The sequence below is a fragment of the Brevibacterium gallinarum genome (assembly GCF_014836885.1).
GTDB lineage: Bacteria > Actinomycetota > Actinomycetes > Actinomycetales > Brevibacteriaceae > Brevibacterium > Brevibacterium gallinarum.
This window is the reverse complement of sequence record NZ_JACSPY010000002.1, coordinates 49,864-64,675: the sequence shown is the minus strand read 5'-3', so window position 1 is coordinate 64,675 and position 14,812 is coordinate 49,864. Positions and strand designations below refer to the sequence as shown.

Annotated in this window: 18 protein-coding genes; 8 read left to right on the top strand and 10 right to left on the bottom strand. The window is 65.2% G+C overall.

Translation table 11 applies throughout. The features are described 5' to 3' along the window. Nucleotide 1 precedes the first annotated feature (1 nt). The gene (locus H9634_RS02540) at nt 2–865 is read right to left on the bottom strand and encodes a trimeric intracellular cation channel family protein (RefSeq protein ID WP_191725241.1); all 864 of its coding nucleotides are present in this window, start codon (nt 863–865) and stop codon (nt 2–4) included. 92 nt (nt 866–957) lie between these two features. Then, nucleotides 958–1,722 carry a hypothetical protein gene (locus H9634_RS02535; RefSeq protein WP_191725501.1) on the bottom strand — a complete coding sequence of 255 codons (765 nt, stop codon included), beginning with the start codon at nt 1,720–1,722 and terminating at the stop codon, nt 958–960. A gap of 285 nt (nt 1,723–2,007) precedes the next feature. Between H9634_RS02535 and H9634_RS02530 the strand changes: the two genes are divergently transcribed. Next, nucleotides 2,008–2,733, top strand: a complete 726-nt coding sequence (locus H9634_RS02530) for a M23 family metallopeptidase (protein WP_191725240.1) — start codon at nt 2,008–2,010, stop codon at nt 2,731–2,733. A 95-nt stretch (nt 2,734–2,828) separates the two neighbouring features. On the opposite strand, the gene H9634_RS02525 is transcribed toward H9634_RS02530, so the two are convergent. From H9634_RS02525 to H9634_RS02515, 3 genes are all read right to left on the bottom strand, one after another. Beyond that, nucleotides 2,829–4,559, bottom strand: coding sequence for an ABC transporter ATP-binding protein (locus H9634_RS02525; RefSeq protein WP_191725239.1), 1,731 nt, complete (start codon nt 4,557–4,559; stop codon nt 2,829–2,831). A gap of 109 nt (nt 4,560–4,668) precedes the next feature. Continuing rightward, the gene (locus H9634_RS02520) at nt 4,669–5,178 is read right to left on the bottom strand and encodes a GNAT family N-acetyltransferase (RefSeq protein WP_191725238.1); all 510 of its coding nucleotides are present in this window, start codon (nt 5,176–5,178) and stop codon (nt 4,669–4,671) included. Nucleotides 5,179–5,200: 22 nt separating this feature from the next. Beyond that, the gene (locus H9634_RS02515) at nt 5,201–6,520 is read right to left on the bottom strand and encodes a YjiH family protein (RefSeq protein ID WP_191725237.1); all 1,320 of its coding nucleotides are present in this window, start codon (nt 6,518–6,520) and stop codon (nt 5,201–5,203) included. 216 nt (nt 6,521–6,736) lie between these two features. Here H9634_RS02515 and H9634_RS02510 point away from each other — a divergent pair, with 216 nt between their 5' ends. From H9634_RS02510 to H9634_RS02500, 3 genes are all read left to right on the top strand, one after another. Then, nucleotides 6,737–7,081: a hypothetical protein gene (locus H9634_RS02510; protein WP_191725236.1), complete on the top strand. Its 345-nt coding sequence runs from the start codon at nt 6,737–6,739 to the stop codon at nt 7,079–7,081. 118 nt (nt 7,082–7,199) lie between these two features. Then, on the top strand, nt 7,200–7,595 hold the full coding sequence (locus H9634_RS02505) for a DMT family transporter (RefSeq protein WP_318244977.1): 396 nt from the start codon (nt 7,200–7,202) through the stop codon (nt 7,593–7,595). Then, complete coding sequence (locus tag H9634_RS02500) at nt 7,595–7,906, top strand: DMT family transporter (RefSeq protein ID WP_191725499.1); 312 nt, start codon at nt 7,595–7,597, stop codon at nt 7,904–7,906. Before H9634_RS02505 ends, H9634_RS02500 begins: the two co-directional genes overlap by 1 nt. A gap of 30 nt (nt 7,907–7,936) precedes the next feature. On the opposite strand, the gene H9634_RS02495 is transcribed toward H9634_RS02500, so the two are convergent. Beyond that, nucleotides 7,937–8,650, bottom strand: a complete 714-nt coding sequence (locus H9634_RS02495; protein ID WP_191725235.1) for a heme peroxidase — start codon at nt 8,648–8,650, stop codon at nt 7,937–7,939. A 116-nt stretch (nt 8,651–8,766) separates the two neighbouring features. Here H9634_RS02495 and H9634_RS14675 point away from each other — a divergent pair, with 116 nt between their 5' ends. The 4 genes from H9634_RS14675 to H9634_RS02480 all read left to right on the top strand — a co-directional run bounded on the left by H9634_RS14675 (nt 8,767) and on the right by H9634_RS02480 (nt 10,452). Next, a complete protein-coding gene (locus tag H9634_RS14675) occupies nt 8,767–9,321 on the top strand; it encodes a DUF2332 domain-containing protein (RefSeq protein ID WP_263598783.1) in 555 nt (184 codons plus the stop codon). 34 nt (nt 9,322–9,355) lie between these two features. Continuing rightward, on the top strand, nt 9,356–9,775 hold the full coding sequence (locus tag H9634_RS14670) for a DUF2332 domain-containing protein (RefSeq protein WP_263598782.1): 420 nt from the start codon (nt 9,356–9,358) through the stop codon (nt 9,773–9,775). A gap of 67 nt (nt 9,776–9,842) precedes the next feature. Then, nucleotides 9,843–10,031 carry a hypothetical protein gene (locus tag H9634_RS02485; RefSeq protein WP_191725234.1) on the top strand — a complete coding sequence of 63 codons (189 nt, stop codon included), beginning with the start codon at nt 9,843–9,845 and terminating at the stop codon, nt 10,029–10,031. Nucleotides 10,032–10,191: 160 nt separating this feature from the next. Further along, nucleotides 10,192–10,452, top strand: coding sequence for a ribbon-helix-helix protein, CopG family (locus tag H9634_RS02480; RefSeq protein WP_191725233.1), 261 nt, complete (start codon nt 10,192–10,194; stop codon nt 10,450–10,452). Nucleotides 10,453–10,510: 58 nt separating this feature from the next. Here H9634_RS02480 and H9634_RS02475 read toward each other — a convergent pair whose 3' ends face one another. From H9634_RS02475 to H9634_RS02460, 4 genes are all read right to left on the bottom strand, one after another. Next, a complete protein-coding gene (locus H9634_RS02475; RefSeq protein ID WP_191725232.1) occupies nt 10,511–11,071 on the bottom strand; it encodes a hypothetical protein in 561 nt (186 codons plus the stop codon). A gap of 9 nt (nt 11,072–11,080) precedes the next feature. Next, nucleotides 11,081–12,163 carry an ImmA/IrrE family metallo-endopeptidase gene (locus H9634_RS02470; RefSeq protein ID WP_191725231.1) on the bottom strand — a complete coding sequence of 361 codons (1,083 nt, stop codon included), beginning with the start codon at nt 12,161–12,163 and terminating at the stop codon, nt 11,081–11,083. A 93-nt stretch (nt 12,164–12,256) separates the two neighbouring features. Beyond that, a complete protein-coding gene (dnaB, locus tag H9634_RS02465; protein WP_175293557.1) occupies nt 12,257–13,603 on the bottom strand; it encodes a replicative DNA helicase in 1,347 nt (448 codons plus the stop codon). A 170-nt stretch (nt 13,604–13,773) separates the two neighbouring features. After that, nucleotides 13,774–14,748, bottom strand: a complete 975-nt coding sequence (locus tag H9634_RS02460) for a cytochrome b/b6 domain-containing protein (protein WP_175293556.1) — start codon at nt 14,746–14,748, stop codon at nt 13,774–13,776. Nucleotides 14,749–14,812: the final 64 nt, after the last annotated feature.

Sequence of the window (14,812 nt, the reverse complement as noted above, 5' to 3'; positions counted from 1 at the left end):
CTCACCTTCCCGGGCTGGGTGGGCGGCGATCGTCGCCAGTCTCCCTCGCCTCGGGCGCGGTATCCGTTTCCGAGGCGGCGGCGCCGTTCTCATCGGGGGTGACCTCGTCGATGACCTCGCGGGCGGCTTCGCCGACGGTCTCGGCGGCATCTTTGACCGCCTCCTCGGCGGTTTCCTTGGCACGCCGCACCGGTGCGCGGAAGGCTGAGGCGGTGCGCTTCATGCCCGCACCCACCCCGCGGTAGGTCCATCCGCGGATGCTGCCTGGGGCCCGCCAGCCCCGGAACCAGGCGGTGAGCCGGAAGGCGAAGACGACGCTGGCGGCGGCGATCGTCACCCATACGTTCCAGATGCTCGTCTGCTGGCCGAGTGCTGCCAGCAGGGCGCCGCAGAAGGCGGGGATGATGTAGAGCTCCGAGCCGGAGAACACCGCCGGGATCTCGTTGGCGACGACATCGCGCATGAGACCGCCGCCGACGGCGGTGATGATGCCGAGCATGATCGACCCGTAGACGTTCATGCCGTGCTCCAAGGCGATGATCGTGCCGGTGGTGCAGAACAGGGACAGGCCGGCGGCGTCGAAGATGACGATCGGCAGGCGGGCGCGTTCGGTGTGCCGGCCGATGAAGTAGACGACGAGGGCGGCCAGCAGCGGGATGAGCAGGTAGATCGGCTCGCGCAGGGACGTCGGCACCTCACCGAGGACGACATCGCGGATGATGCCGCCGCCCAGGCTGGCAAGGTAACCGAGCACCACTCCGCCGGTGATGTCGAAGTCCTTGCGCGCGGCAAGCAGGTTGCCCGAGATCGCGAAGGCGAAGACGCCGACGAGTTCTAAGACGAACAGTGCGACTGAGACGTTCACGGCCTCAGCCTACGACACTCGTCACATGCGCAGGCACCGGCTGCTCCCGCGTCCCCGCGGGGACGTTTTCGGGAGGCGCCGGCGCGCGGTGCTCAGCCGTCGACGGCGTCGGCGAGCGCGGTGAGGAGCGCGACCTCGGTTCCGGCTAAGCCGCGGGAGAGGTAGACGCGGCAGCCGTCGGTGCGCGGGCGGACCTCGTTGTTGGCGATCTGTCCGAGCGGGATGATCGCCTCGGCCCCGCCGGGCGGCAGCAGCGCCGCGGGGTCGGCCAGGTGCTGGTCGCGGGCGTCGGTGACGACGTAGGCGCCGGTGAGCAGATCGTCGGGGATCTCCGAGCCCGAGGCGGTGGCCGGCCCAAGCGTGGAGATGAGGCAGTCTTCGGCAAGCCAGCTGGTGTCGATGACCGGGGTCTGGGAGGTGGTGGCGAGGATGACGATGCTCGCCTCGCGCACCGCCTCTTCAGCGGTCTCCACGGCCGTGGCGGTGAGCCCGTAGCTGGTGGCGGCGTGTTCGGCCAGTTCAGCGCGGCGTTTGAGCGTCGGCGCATAGATGCGCACGTCCTCGATCCCGACGACTGCACGCAGCGCCCACAGCTGCTGGGCGGCCTGCCGGCCGCCCCGCCGAGTGCGCCGGTGCGGCGGTTGCCGAGCAGGGAGCCCACGGCGATCGCCTCGAGCGCGCCGGTCTCCCGGTTGAAGGCCGTGACGAGCTGATCCTCCACGGTGTCTGCCGGCAGCTGCCGGTCGCGCACATAGGACCGGTAGCCCAGATGCGTTCTCGTCGCGCCGGCCGTGATGACGAGGGTGCCGGCATCGAGGCCAGCCGACTGCAGCGGTGCGCGCAGCCGGGGCGGGCAGGCGAGCTCATCGCGTCCATCGGCAGCGAGCGCGGCGCACATCGTGTCGACGGCCAGGCGCGGGGTCAGGTGGGTGCGGATATCGGCGTCGGTGAAGATGCGCATGCCTCTGAGTCTAGGCCGCTGCCTGACGACCGGCCAGAGACACTGGGAAGGCTGACCGGCCAGCGAACTCTGAGCTTCGGCTGACGGAAACTCCAGCTTCGCTTGCTTGTGTGGGACATGGCCGGTCACCCACGGCCGGTCGGAGAACGCACAGATCCCAGATCTTCAGAAAGGTGGATCCATGTCCTCCGCAATCCCCACCCCCTCGACCACGACTCCCACGACCGCAACGCCAGCACCCACCCGGCGCCGCCGCACCCTGCTTACCGCAGCAGTCGGCACCGCTGCAGGCATCGGCCTGCTCGCCGGCGGCCTCTCCCCTGCCGCCGCCCACGCCGCCCAGGCGCCCGCCGCCTCGGGAACGGTCGCCGAGCAGTCGGCCGAACAGTCAGCCGAACGTTCCTACAGCTCACCGGTGCCGGCCGGCTCCGGCGCCCCGACCAGCGTGTTCGGCCCGCGCGGGGACTCCTTCCACCTCGGCACCGACTACGGGGTGGCCACCGGCACCCCGATCACCGCGGTGACCGACGGTGAGGTGCTGCGCGTCGAGACCGGCAAGACGGTCGGCGACACGAGCCCGAGCTCAGCGCTCAAGCACCACACCGGCAACGGTGTTGTCGTCAAGCACGGCGAGATCGGCGGCGATGAGATGTACAGCTACTACGGCCACCTGAGCGCCGTCGACGTCAAGCCCGGTGACAAGGTCAAGGCCGGTTCGGTCGTCGGTAAGGCCGGCAACACCGGCAACAGCACCGGCCCGCACCTGCACTTCGGTGTCATGGTCAACAGCGATGAGCCGAACGGCGCGAAGTGGACGTCCGCGACGAACACCGGGTTCATCGATCCGCACGACTGGCTCAAGCGCAAGGGCGTCAACGCCGGCTCCGATGCGCCGGTCACCCCATGATCCGCTCGCACCCGCGCACGCTGCGTGCGTGAGATCCGCGACCGAGGTGGGACCCGCCTCGGGCGCGGTCGTGTCTGCAGGCGAGGTGGCCGGGTTCAGGTGAGCAGTTGACGGTCGGCGAGATCGCGATAGAGGGAGCTCGTTTCCAGCAGTTCGGTATGCGTGCCGGCAGCTTCGATCTGACCGTCGGCGAGGACGAGGATCTGATCGGCGGCGGTGACCGTGGACAGACGGTGGGCGACGATGACGGTGGTGCGGTTGTGGCTGTGCCGGGCAATGGCGTCCTGGATGACCTCTTCGGTCAGCGAGTCGACACTGGCGGTCGGCTCGTCGAGCAGCAGGATGCCGGGATCTGCCAGCAGTGTGCGAGCGAGCGCCAGGCGCTGTCGCTGCCCGCCGGAGAGATTAACGCCGCGCTCTCCGAGCTGTGTGTCCAGCCCCTCGGCTGCGTCGAAGCGATCGGTCAGACGCACTGCGGCCAGGACGGAGGCGCATTCTTCGTCGGTGGCGGCAGGTGCGCCGAGGAGCAGGTTCTCTCGCACGGTCCCGGCCAATGCCGGCGGCTGCTGCTCGACATAGCCGATGCGTGTGCGCAGCTGCTGGCGAGAGACCGAGGTGATGTCGGTGCCGTCGATCGACAGCACACCTGAATCAGGATCGTAGAAGCGCTCGAGCAGCGCCAGCAGTGTCGATTTCCCGGACCCGGAAGGGCCGACGATCGCAGTTGTGGACCCGTCGGCGATGCTGAAGCTGACGTCCGTGAGCACGGGTCGGCCGGGTTCGTATGCGAATCCGACAGCGTGTGCCGAGATCTCGTTGCGCGGCCCGAGCTCGTGTGTGCAGCCGGCTGGGTGCGGTGGATCCTGCTCGCCTTCGAGCGGCAGGCTCACCGTTGCGCGGATTCGCTCGAAAGCTCCAAGGGCTGCGCGTACGGTGGTGATCGCAGAGAATGCCTGGCCGAGCGGGGCGGCGATGAGGAACAGGAAGAGGATGAAGGAGACGAGGTCCGCGACACTGATCGCCCCTGTCGCCACCCGCATGCCGCCGATGCCGAGCACGGCGAGGAAAGCCACCTGCAGAGTCAGGCCACTGACCGGCCCGAGCATCGCTTCGATTCGGGCGATGCGCACTCCCCGATAGTAGGCGCGGTCGGCCATTGCATCCATGTCTGCGCCAACCCGCTGTTCAGCGTTCGCCGCGCGGATCGTACGCACCGCCGAGATCGCACGGTCCAACTGCGCAGACAGGTCGCCGACGGCATTCTGGGCCTGCAGGGTCAGCGTCTGGATCTTCGCCGATGCTGCGATGACGACGATGACCGCCGTACCGCCGATGCCCAGGACGATGGCGAGCATGACCGGGTCGATCCACACCATGGCGGCGATGGCGCCGACGAAGAGCAGCAGGCCGCCGAAGACGTCGACAAGACCGCCGGTGAACATCTCTCGCACCAGAGTGGCGTCGGATCCTACGCGAGTGACGAGGTCACCGGAGCGCTGCCGGTCAAGCACGCGCATCGGCAGTCGGAGCACGCGCAGCACAATCGTGCTGCGCAGGCGACGGATGGCCGACTCTGCTGTTCGTGTCACTAGCAGCTGGGCACCCGCGTCGACGACAGCGGCCCCGATGACGAGCAGGACCAGCCCGGCGATCCACGTCGTCAGGGAGGCTGTGCCTGTTCCGGCGCTGATCGACTCGATGAGATGGTTGACCACTAGCGGCTGCCCGAGGCTCAAGAGTGCGCCGACAACTGAGAGCCCAGCAGCGGCGCTCAGGGGTCGCCAGTGAAATCTCAGTGTGTCGCGCAATAGCGCACCTGCGCTCATCATGCCTCCGCCGACGATCAGGCCGGAAACCTCACGTATGCAGAAGTCCAGCTGTTATCCGTCTCATCGTATTATCGCTGTTGGACGAGCCGCATGGCTGGAGCCCGGCTCAGCTGTCGGCGGACAGCAGCAGCTTGTAGCCGGTGTGACTGGCGGTGAAGCCGAGGCGGTCGTAGAAGCGGTGGGCGTCAGCGCGGGAGTGATCGGTGGTGAGCTGGACGAGACCACAGCCGCGGGAGCGGGCGTGGGAGATCGCCCACGTGAAGAGCGCCGTGCCCAGGCCCTGTCCGCTGTGGTCGGCACGGATGCGAACAGCTTCGATCTGGGCGCGCAACGTGCCGTGCCGGGAGATGCCGGGAATGAAGGTCAGCTGGCAGGTGCCCACCACCTCGGGCGCGGGCCCAGCGGTTTCGATGACGAGGAGGAGCTGACCGGGGTCGGCGTCGATGGCGTCGAAGGCCTGCTGGTAGGCGTCATCGACAGTGGCGGACTCGCGTGACTGGCCGAGCGGGTCGTCGGCAAGCAGCGCGACGATCGCTGGAAGGTCGCCTGCGGTGGCGCGGCGGACGGCGAACTCCGCACCGTCGCGAGTGGTCAGGCGGGTGAGCGGCTCGAGCATGACATCAGTGTCGCACAGCCGACTAGAGCAGCAGGTGGGCCAGCGGGGCGGCCATGAGGATCGACAGGGCGACGCGTTCGAACCAGATGACGACGAGGTGCCACAGCTTGATCGGGATGTCGGTGGCGAGGATCGAGGGCACCATGGCGGAGAAGAAGATGATGCCTGAGACCGAGATGATGCCGACGACGAAGCGGGTGACGAGCGAGTCGACATCGGCGACCTGCGTCGAGGGCAGGAACATTTCGACGAGGCCGAGCGAGAGCGCCTGGCCGGTCAGCAGCGGTTCGCTCATCCGGGTGATCCAGGTGAACGGGTAGAACAGGTAGCCGAACCATTCGAAGAGCGGGGTGTACTTGGCTAGCAGCAGGCCGATGAGCCCGACCGACAGGATCGAGGGCAGGATCGAGGCGGCCATGTAGATGCCGTCGCGGAAGTTCAGCCAGATGTTGCGTCCGAAGCTCGGCGCCCGGTCAAGGGCCTCGAGCGCCTCTTGCCAGGCTGCCCGCAGGCGGGATCCGGCAGGCTTCTCCTCCGGCTGCGGGGTCGCTTCGTGCCAGTAGTCGTGCGGGACCGTCGACAGCGGCGGGATGCGCACGGTGATCGCGGTGACGAGGAACGTGACGAACAGGGTGGTGAAGAAGTACAGCAGCCAGTGGTCCATGAGGTCGAGCGCACTGGCGACGATGATCATGAAGGTCGCAGACACCGTCGAGAAGCCGGTGGCGATGATCGCGGCCTCACGGCCGGTGTATTTGCCCTGGTGGTAGACGCGGTTGGTGATGAGCAGTCCGAGGGAATAGGAGCCGACAAAGGAGGCCACTGCGTCGATCGCCGAGCGGCCGGGGGTGCGCCAGACCGGGCGCATGATCGGCTGGACGAGCACGCCGATGAACTCCATGAGCCCGTAGCCGACGAGCATCGCCAGGAAGATCGCCCCGACCGGGACGATGAGCCCGACGGAGATGACGAGCTTCTCCCACAGGAACGGCCCGATGTCCTCAGCCGCCAGCCAGGCCGGCGGTGAGGTGAGGATGAGGATCGCGACGATGAGGCCTGCGATGTTGAGGAAGGAGAACACGGTGCGGGTCGGCGAGTCGCGCCAGCTGCCGGTGAGGAATGGGCGCAAGGTGCCGAGCAGGATGAGAGCCAGCACGATGAAGGGCACGACCGGTGCGGCGTAGGTCTTGATGCCGGTGACGATGTGGTCGAGTGGGATCGTGTTGGTGCCGGCGATGGTGATTGGCACGAAGAACATGAAGATGCCGATGGCGGAGAAGACGAAGATGCGCCAGATGCCCCGCGGCCGGGTCGGGGAGCTCGGTTCGGTGCGTGTCGTCATGGTCGGTTCTCCGCGGTCGTTCAGGTGGGCCTCTCCCGCTCACTGTAAGGCACGTCACCTCTCCTATGCGCGGCGGGGCATGGCTCACTGTCTGAAATAGCGGAATCCCGGCTCGTGTGCCGGGCCGATACTCACAGGCGGGAATGAGCGATTCTCAGCTCGAATGTCAGCGGTGTTGTTTATGCTTAGGTCAGGGGAGCGAGAAAGGTGAAAGCCATGACGCCGCAGATCCAATGGGAAGACTGTCTCGACAACCAATCCATCCTCAACGACCTCACCGACGCGGCTGAGCAGTCCCGGCGCGAAGTCGCCCGCTGCGAGCAGTGCCTGCGCATCACGGCCGGTGATCCGAACCTCGACGGCGAGGAACGCGAAGCCCTCCTCGAAGCCGCTGACGAAGCCCGCGAATCCCATGCCGAACTCCTTGCCGAACGGCTGCTGCTGGAGGAGAAGCTCAATTCCGACATCGCGCATCTGACGCGCGAGGCGATCGACGAGTTCGTCCTCGTCTACGGCGAGCGCCAGACGGACTCGCCCGGCAGCCCGTCGGCCGGCGTCTGACAGGCGCCGTCGCTGCCGTCGCCGAACCGCTACACTGACCCAGGTGCTGCCGCCTGGGGGTCGCGTGATGCCCGGGCTGTGCACCTGGGATGACGCTGCACATGACGGGAGGATTCCGGTGGCCGGGACGGCTGAAGCACCACGGCGGCTGCGCGGCTGGGGGCTGCTCGTCGTCGCGATCATCGCCGAGGTGTCCGGGTCGCTGTCGCTCAAGGGCGCGCTGACCCACCCGGTGCTCTACGCCGTCGTGGTGGCCGGCTTTCTCATCGCCTTCACGTGCCTGGCCGGGGTGCTGCGCGCCGGCATCAGCCTGGGTGTCGCCTACAGCGTGTGGGCGGCTTTCGGAGTCGCGCTCACCGCGGTGCTCTCGGTCATCATCTACGCCGAGCCGTTCTCCTGGCTTATGGGTGCGGGCATCATCGTCATCATCGCCGGAGTGCTGTGCATCGAGCTCGGCGCTCACGCCGCGAACCGGTCGGTCGAAGGTCTTGACACCGCCGAGGGGCCGGCATGATCGCCTGGGTGTTCCTCACCGCCGCGATCGTCTCCGAGGTCGCCGCCACGCTGTGTCTGCGCATGGCCGTCACCGGCGGCCGCGGCTGGTACGTCGCCGTCGGCCTCGGCTACGTCATCGCGTTCTCGTGCCTGTCGCTCACGCTCGCCAGCGGCATGGATCTGGCCGTCGCCTACGGCATCTGGGCCGCCGGCGGTGTCGCCCTGACGGCGGTGCTGTCCCACCTGCTCTTCCGCGAACCGCTCACCTGGGTGATGGGATTGGGCATCGTGCTCGTGGCAACCGGTGTGCTGATAGTGGAACTCGGGTAACGAGGGAGGAAGCCGCCGCCGAGGCGGTGGTCACGTCATCGACTTCTGGGCCGAATCGTCAATGAAGTCGCGCCCCGATTCCTTTCGCCACATTGCATGATCGAGTCGGCCGTATGCGAGGTTCAGTTCGTCTGCGGCTCTTTCAACGAGCCGGGAGGCTTCAGTCGGCGAAACATGGCGGTTCCCTAGCGCCCGTGAGACGTAACTGGTGATCATTCGATCGCCCTTGACCCCAGGAATTCCGATGAGCATGAGAAAGTAATGCCACGTCAGGCCGCTGCGCTGGCCAGTAATGCCTTTCCATTCGCGGGTAACGTCTGACTTTTCGCGACTCTCACGACAGGAGAATTGCTCCTTCAAGTCGTGCGGCGTTTCGAGTCCATGCTCTTTCAGAATTTTGGCGGCCTCATACACCGCGTATGCCTTGTACGGAGCGCCCTTCTTCGACGAGGTCTTCCAGCGATTCGCGGTTGCTTCAACGAATCCTTCGATTCCTCCCCACCGGTCGAAGGCCTCCACCAAGTCCGACGCAGTGTCCTCGCACTTCTCTTCATCGCAGCTGCCGCTCTCACTGGAGCGTCGCGCACGATACCGAGAAACAACGTTCAGAACACCTGAATAATGGTTGCCGGTCGAGTAGATCGCGTCGATGACGGACAAGGCAACGCAGCCATACCCATCAGGCTGGAACCACTTCTTCTCATCGGTGCCCAGCTCTTCTTTGATGAGCTTGCAAAGAGCCATTACGTCCTCATCTGAACACTCCATGTCGGCCTCTCCCTTGAATCGCCGCTGTGAAAAGAGTCTATCCGTCTGCCCGTTTCCGGCCATGTCGCCAGGGTGTCACGTAGTCTGTCGGCATGTCCTCAGTGCCCGATTCCGTGGTTGGCGAGACAGCCAGGATCTACCGCAGCTTCGCCCACTACCAGGCTCGCGGTGTCTCCCCGATCTACGAAGACTGGGCCAATGGGATCGCCGACGATCCGATGTTGCTCGACCGTCTTGCGAACCGGCCGGCTGATAAGCGCCAACCGAACCTGCTCTTCGCCGCGGCCCGTCATCTCGGGTGCACAGCAGTGTCGAACGCCGATCTCCGGTCGTGGCTGATCTCCCACTGGGATTCCGTCACCGCGGTGATGCTGTCTCACGCTACGCAGACGAATGAGGCGAGCCGGTGCGCCACCTTGCTGCCGGTGTTGACACAGATCCCAGGTCCGTTGGCGCTCATCGAGGTTGGGGCGTCGGCGGGACTGTGTCTGTATCCGGACCGATACAGCTACGACTACTGCACCGACGCCGGTACTGTACGCGTCGACTCGCCGGGTGGCCCCAGCTCGGTGGTGCTGCCGTGCACGATCTCCGGTGCTCCGGTTCCCAACTCCGTTCCCGAGGTGGAGTGGGGGGGCTGGCCTTGATCTCAACCCGCTCGACGTCACCAGCGAGTCGGATATGCGATGGCTGGAGTCTCTCATCTGGCCCGAGCACGAGGCACGAAGGCAACGACTACGGGCAGCCTCCCAGATCGTCGCCGCAGAACCACCGCGGATTGCCACCGGGGATCTGCTCACCGACCTCGATTCCCTCATCACCGAGGCTCCGGCAGAAGCGACCGTCGTCGTGTTTCACTCAGCGGTGCTCGCCTACGTGGATGCAGCATCCCGCCGAAGGTTTGCTGATTCGATGGCCGCGCAGCCTTCAGTGGTCTGGATCAGCAACGAAGGCGCAGGCGCGTTCCCGGAATTCAATGAGCGCATCGCCAAGCAGTCCAAAGCACGGTTCGTGCTAGCGGTCGATGGCAAGCCTGTCGCCTATGCCGGACCGCATGGTCAGTCGTATAAGGGACTCACGACGGCGCAACCGGACATCTAGATCTGACCTGATTCTCTTATATAGACTCGATGTCAGTCGCCAGAGGGGGAGCGCAAGGAGTTTGACGATGACCACCATTGCGGTCACAGCACGCCCGTGGTCAGGAGGCTGGGAACTCGAGATCGACGAAGACCGGATCACACAGGTCAGCGATCTGGCCCACGCCTCTGCACAGGTGATCGACTATCTCGACACTGCCGAGCCTGGCGTCGACCACCACGACTGTGATCTTCAGCTTACGGTCCACCATGAATGAGCTCTGCTGAACACCCGCTTCCTTTCACCGACAGCAGTCGTTGTTTCGGGTGGGTGGTTTCACGCGACAGTGGAGATGCCACCGGGTACGCCGCCGTCTGTCCATCCAAGGGCCAGCGCGTGGGAGCCCTCCGTCCGTTGTACGTCATACGATTGTGCGTATGAAGAAGCGCATCATGAATGGGCGCGAAGTCTCTGATGGGCAGGTTCAAGCATGGGCGGTCGAGGCGGAGTCCGGTTACGACGTCGACCAGCTGAATCGCCGGTGGGGAAGGCCAGCCCGCGTTGAGAAGACTTCCCAGGTGGTTCTGACACGCTTGCCGGATGCAGAGCTGGCGGCGCTGATGGAACGAGCCGACCGCGAAGGTCTGGATCGCTCGGCTGCCATTCGGGCAGCAGTGCGGGAGTGGTCGGCTAAGTAGTCTGCTGCAACCTCCCGCCCCGCGCCCACGTGGGCGGCCGAGATCGCACCAGGCAGCTTCAGCCTGTGCTGGCCAGCCATTTCTCGAACCGCTGCTCAAGGAAGATCTCGGGCTTTCGGCGAAGAGAGATCCGGCCATTGTCCAGCAGCACGGCACGGAAGCGACGCACATTTTCGAGAGACGTCAGACCTCTCTTCAGCGCGACGCGCAACAGCTGCCACGTATCGATGCACCGAGTTCCATCTGCAAAAGGGTGGGCATTGTAGTCCTCGGTGACGAACACCGCCTTGAGCTGTCGGCTGCGGATGATCGTGAGCGTCTCTGCTTCACCGAGGTGTTCGTCCTGATGATCTCCCGGTGCTGCCATCAGCTGCCGCAGTGATCGAATCTGCTGATGTTCACCGTCGTGGGGCATGATCGGTTCGCCGAGAATCCGTTCGCTGCTCGTGGCGAGATCTGGGAGCGATAGCTTCGGTCCGACTCGCTCACATTCTATGGAGACGGTCCCGGTCCACCGGCCTCGCTGGCCGAGGATCTGCTCCAGCAGGTCCATCTCGCCGCAGAGCGCGAAATTGATGAGGACGCCGGTGTCGTGAAAGAAGAACCAAGATGTACTCACGAGCGCGGATCAACCCAGCAGATCCATCAGCTCATCATCGGAAAGCGACGGCGGCGCAGGTTCGTCGATCTCAAGTTCGTCCGCGGCTACTCCCAGCATCCACGCCAGTGTTTCCTTGTGCAGCATGCCGGCTTCGATTCGCTTCAGATGCGCGCTGCGCAGCCAAGCCGGAAAGCGACGCTGTGATGCTTCTTCCATCCGATCGCTGATGGCGTCACCGTTATAGGCTCCACCTCCAGACCAGTACCGCCGCAGCACCTTCTGCGTTGTGAACTCCAAAGCCGCCGTCACTTCAGGGGACGGCGTGATTCCGAGTGTCTCGAGACGCACGCGAAGCGACTTTGTCGAAACGCCATTTCGCCACAAGTAATCAGCGACCTCGGTCGGATTCATCGTCTCCCAGGCCGAGCCCCGCATCTCCGAAGCTGGCATCAGCAGCTCGGCAGCGAAAGCATGCGCAGCTGCCTCGCGCTGCCCTGCGTCTGGTGAATCGGGCCGGACGTACTCGTGTTTGAGTGTAAGGTGTCCGAGTTCATGAGCAAGGGACCAGTTCTCGTAGAACCAGTTGCCGGAGGCGTTGGTGGCTATCACCTGCCGCCCGTTGAGGGTCATAGCGTAGGCAGTTGACAGTTCAGGAAGTGAAATGACGTCGACGCCGAGTGCTTCGAGACCCGCCACGAAGGTCCGGGGAAAATCCTTCCCGAGCTGTTCGCGCACTTCCGCAACCGTCGTCGGCAGAGCTGGTGACGATGCGATCTCGCCCGCCTGCACGTATGCCAACCGGATCCCGTCCAGGATTTGCTCGTCGTCAGCAATGCGTTCGACGCTGCGGGTCCTGGTCTCGTGATCGAAGCGGTGCCGTGCGGCGACCGGTAGTCGGCTGTCCGTCGTCGGTTCACCGGTGATGAGGTAGTCGAGGTCAGCATCGAGCGTGCGGGAGATAGCTGCCAGCTCGACGGCAGCGAATCCGCGTTTGCCGTTGAGGGCACGCGACATGCCGTCGGTAGTAATGCCGACGGCCTGTGCCAGTTGCTTCTGTGTCAGCCCCCGCTCGTTCATAGCGGCAGCAACACGTGCGCCGATGGAGTCCATCATTCAAGTGTAGAGACAAGTTGGGAATTTCCCAACTCCCTCCTTTGATGGCCCGACGATTCAACCGTGTATCACCCCCTGAACCTCACACCATCAGTGCGGCATGTTCGCAAAGCGCGAGCGCGCACCCTGGAAGGCGACCTTGATCTCGCCGGTCGGGCCGTTGCGGTGCTTGGCGACGATGATGTCGGCCTCACCGGCGTGCGGGGACTCCGGATCGTACATGTCCTCACGGTGGATGAGCAGCACCATATCGGCATCCTGCTCGATCGAACCGGACTCACGCAGATCCGAGATCATCGGCCGCTTGTCGGTGCGCTGCTCAGAGGACCGGTTGAGCTGCGAGAGCGCGATGACCGGGACTTCGAGCTCCTTGGCCAGCAGTTTGAGCGACCGGGAGAACTCCGAGACCTCCTGCTGACGCGACTCCACGCGTTTGCCGGAGGACATCAGCTGCAGGTAGTCGATGACGATGAGCTGCAGGTCGTGCTGCTGTTTGAGCCGGCGGCACTTGGCGCGGATCTCGGTCAGTGCCATGTTCGGCGAGTCGTCGATGTACAGCGGCGCATCGTGCATCCGCGACATCTTCGCCGCCAGCGTCGTCCAGTCCTGTTCAGAGACCTCACCACGGCGCAGGTTCTGCAGCGGCACCCCGGATTCGGCGCTGAGCAGGCGCATCGACAGCTCCTGCTTGCCCATCTCCAGGGAGAAGATGACAGTGCACTGGCGTGCGGCGATCGCCGCTGATCGGGCCATGTCGAGGGCCAGCGTCGACTTGCCGACACCGGGGCGGGCGGCGATGACGATCATCTGGCCCGGATGCAGGCCGTTGGTGAGGTTGTCGAATTCGGTGAAGCCGGTCGGCACGCCGACGGTGTCGTCACCGTGTTCGCCCATCCGCTCGATCTCGTTGGCGGTGCTCTCCATGATCTCGCCGAGGCGCACATAGTCCTCAGCGGTGCGCCGCTCGGTGACCTGGTAGATCTCGGCCTGCGCGCGGTTGACCAGATCGTCGGTGTCGCCCTCGGCGTCGTAGCCCATCTGCACGATCCGGGTGCCGGCTTCGACCAGCTTGCGCAGCATCGCACGCTCGCGCACGATCTGGGCGTAGTAGCCGGCATTCGCCGCAGTCGGCACGGAGGCGATGAGCGTGTGCAGGTAGGTCGCCCCACCCACCCGGGCAAGCGACCCGGCCTTCTGCAGGGCATTGGCGACGGTGACCGCGTCGGCGGGCTCACCGCGGGCGTAGAGGTCGAGGATGACGTCGTAGATCGTCTCGTTGGCCGGCTTGTAGAAGTCCTCGCCGCGCACCGTCTCGACGACGTCGGCGATCGCGTCCTTCGACAGCATCATGCCGCCGAGGATCGACTCCTCGGCATCGAGATCCTGGGGCGGAGTCCGCATGCCGGCCTCTGCCCGCTGCCACTGATCGTCTGTCATCGGCGCCTTTCCATCCGCTGTCTGCTGTCCCACTGTAGCCGCTCGGGAACCTGCCGACATATCGCCTGCAGGCGGGTGTGAACGGCCCCGCACGCGAGGTGCCGGTCGCGTGTGGACGCGACCGGCACCTCGGCGACGGCGACTGTGGAGGCTGGCTGTGCCAGCCGGGCTCAGCGCGTGGTGACCTTGCCCGACATCTGCGCGACCGGCTGCAGGAACAGCGGGCGGGCGGCAATCCAGCCGACGGCCACGACGATCATCGCGATGGCGAACATGATGAAGCCCCACCAGCTCGTAGCGTTGTCACCGGTCCACGAGAACATCATGTTGAGGTTGTGCCGCATGCCGGTGGTGAACACGAGCAGCACGTGGATGAAGATGAAGGCCACGAAGTAGAACATCACCGGCAGGTGGATGGCACGCGCGACCGGAGCCGGGTAGGCCTTGGAGATCGGCCAGGTGTTCTGCCAGATCGGCGACATCCGCACACCGGAGATCGCTGCCAGCGGGGCGGCGATGAAGATCGTGACGAAGTAGGCCATCACCTGCAGGGCGTTGTAGTTGACCCAGGCCATCTCCTGCGGCCAGTCGAACGACAGGTACTGCAGGCCAGCTGAGATCATGTTCGGGAAGATGTCCCAGCTGACCGGCACGACGCGCGCCCAGTGGCCGCTGGCGAACAGCAGGATGACGAAGATGAGGCCGTTGAGCAGCCACAGCACATCGAGGCTCAGGTGCAGCCACAGGTAGATGCTCATCTTCGTCGGTTCGGCCGCGCCCTTCTTCCGCTTCTTCACGGTCCGGGTCCAGTAGGCCTCCGGCTTCTGCTGCACGCGCACGAGCCATCCGGAGCGGATGATGAGGACCATGAGGAAGATGTTGAAGAAGTGCTGCCACTGCGCCCACCACGGGAAGCCCTCCGGGGTGCCGGCAGGCAGCTCCGAGTGGCCGGGGTACGCGGCGAGGAACTCCTGACCGCTGGCCGAGCCCAGGAACATGCGCGCGAGCACGCCGGCGATCGCCAGTACGACGAGTGCGATCGGGACGATCCAGACGAGCTTGAAGAACGGCGATTCGCGGAACGGGGTGCCGCCGCCCTTCTTCTTTTTCTTCTTGCGCTTCTTCTTGCTGTCCGCTGCTGCCATGAGGGTCTCCTCCGCCGAAGTTCCACAGCCTGATGGTCATTGACTCTGACACCTGACTTTAGCG

Excerpts from the sequence above, each read along its gene's own strand:
- H9634_RS02530 (WP_191725240.1), top strand. The coding sequence starts at position 2,008 with ATGTCCTCCGCAATCCCCACCCCCTCGACCACGACTCCCACGACCGCA.
- H9634_RS02525 (WP_191725239.1), bottom strand. The coding sequence starts at position 4,559 with ATGAGCGCAGGTGCGCTATTGCGCGACACACTGAGATTTCACTGGCGA.
- H9634_RS02520 (WP_191725238.1), bottom strand. The coding sequence starts at position 5,178 with ATGCTCGAGCCGCTCACCCGCCTGACCACTCGCGACGGTGCGGAGTTC.
- H9634_RS02515 (WP_191725237.1), bottom strand. The coding sequence starts at position 6,520 with ATGACGACACGCACCGAACCGAGCTCCCCGACCCGGCCGCGGGGCATC.
- H9634_RS02510 (WP_191725236.1), top strand. The coding sequence starts at position 6,737 with ATGACGCCGCAGATCCAATGGGAAGACTGTCTCGACAACCAATCCATC.
- H9634_RS02495 (WP_191725235.1), bottom strand. The coding sequence starts at position 8,650 with ATGGCTCTTTGCAAGCTCATCAAAGAAGAGCTGGGCACCGATGAGAAG.
- H9634_RS14675 (WP_263598783.1), top strand. The coding sequence starts at position 8,767 with ATGTCCTCAGTGCCCGATTCCGTGGTTGGCGAGACAGCCAGGATCTAC.
- H9634_RS14670 (WP_263598782.1), top strand. The coding sequence starts at position 9,356 with ATGCGATGGCTGGAGTCTCTCATCTGGCCCGAGCACGAGGCACGAAGG.
- H9634_RS02485 (WP_191725234.1), top strand. The coding sequence starts at position 9,843 with ATGACCACCATTGCGGTCACAGCACGCCCGTGGTCAGGAGGCTGGGAA.
- H9634_RS02480 (WP_191725233.1), top strand. The coding sequence starts at position 10,192 with ATGAAGAAGCGCATCATGAATGGGCGCGAAGTCTCTGATGGGCAGGTT.
- H9634_RS02470 (WP_191725231.1), bottom strand. The coding sequence starts at position 12,163 with ATGGACTCCATCGGCGCACGTGTTGCTGCCGCTATGAACGAGCGGGGG.
- dnaB (WP_175293557.1), bottom strand. The coding sequence starts at position 13,603 with ATGACAGACGATCAGTGGCAGCGGGCAGAGGCCGGCATGCGGACTCCG.
- H9634_RS02460 (WP_175293556.1), bottom strand. The coding sequence starts at position 14,748 with ATGGCAGCAGCGGACAGCAAGAAGAAGCGCAAGAAGAAAAAGAAGAAG.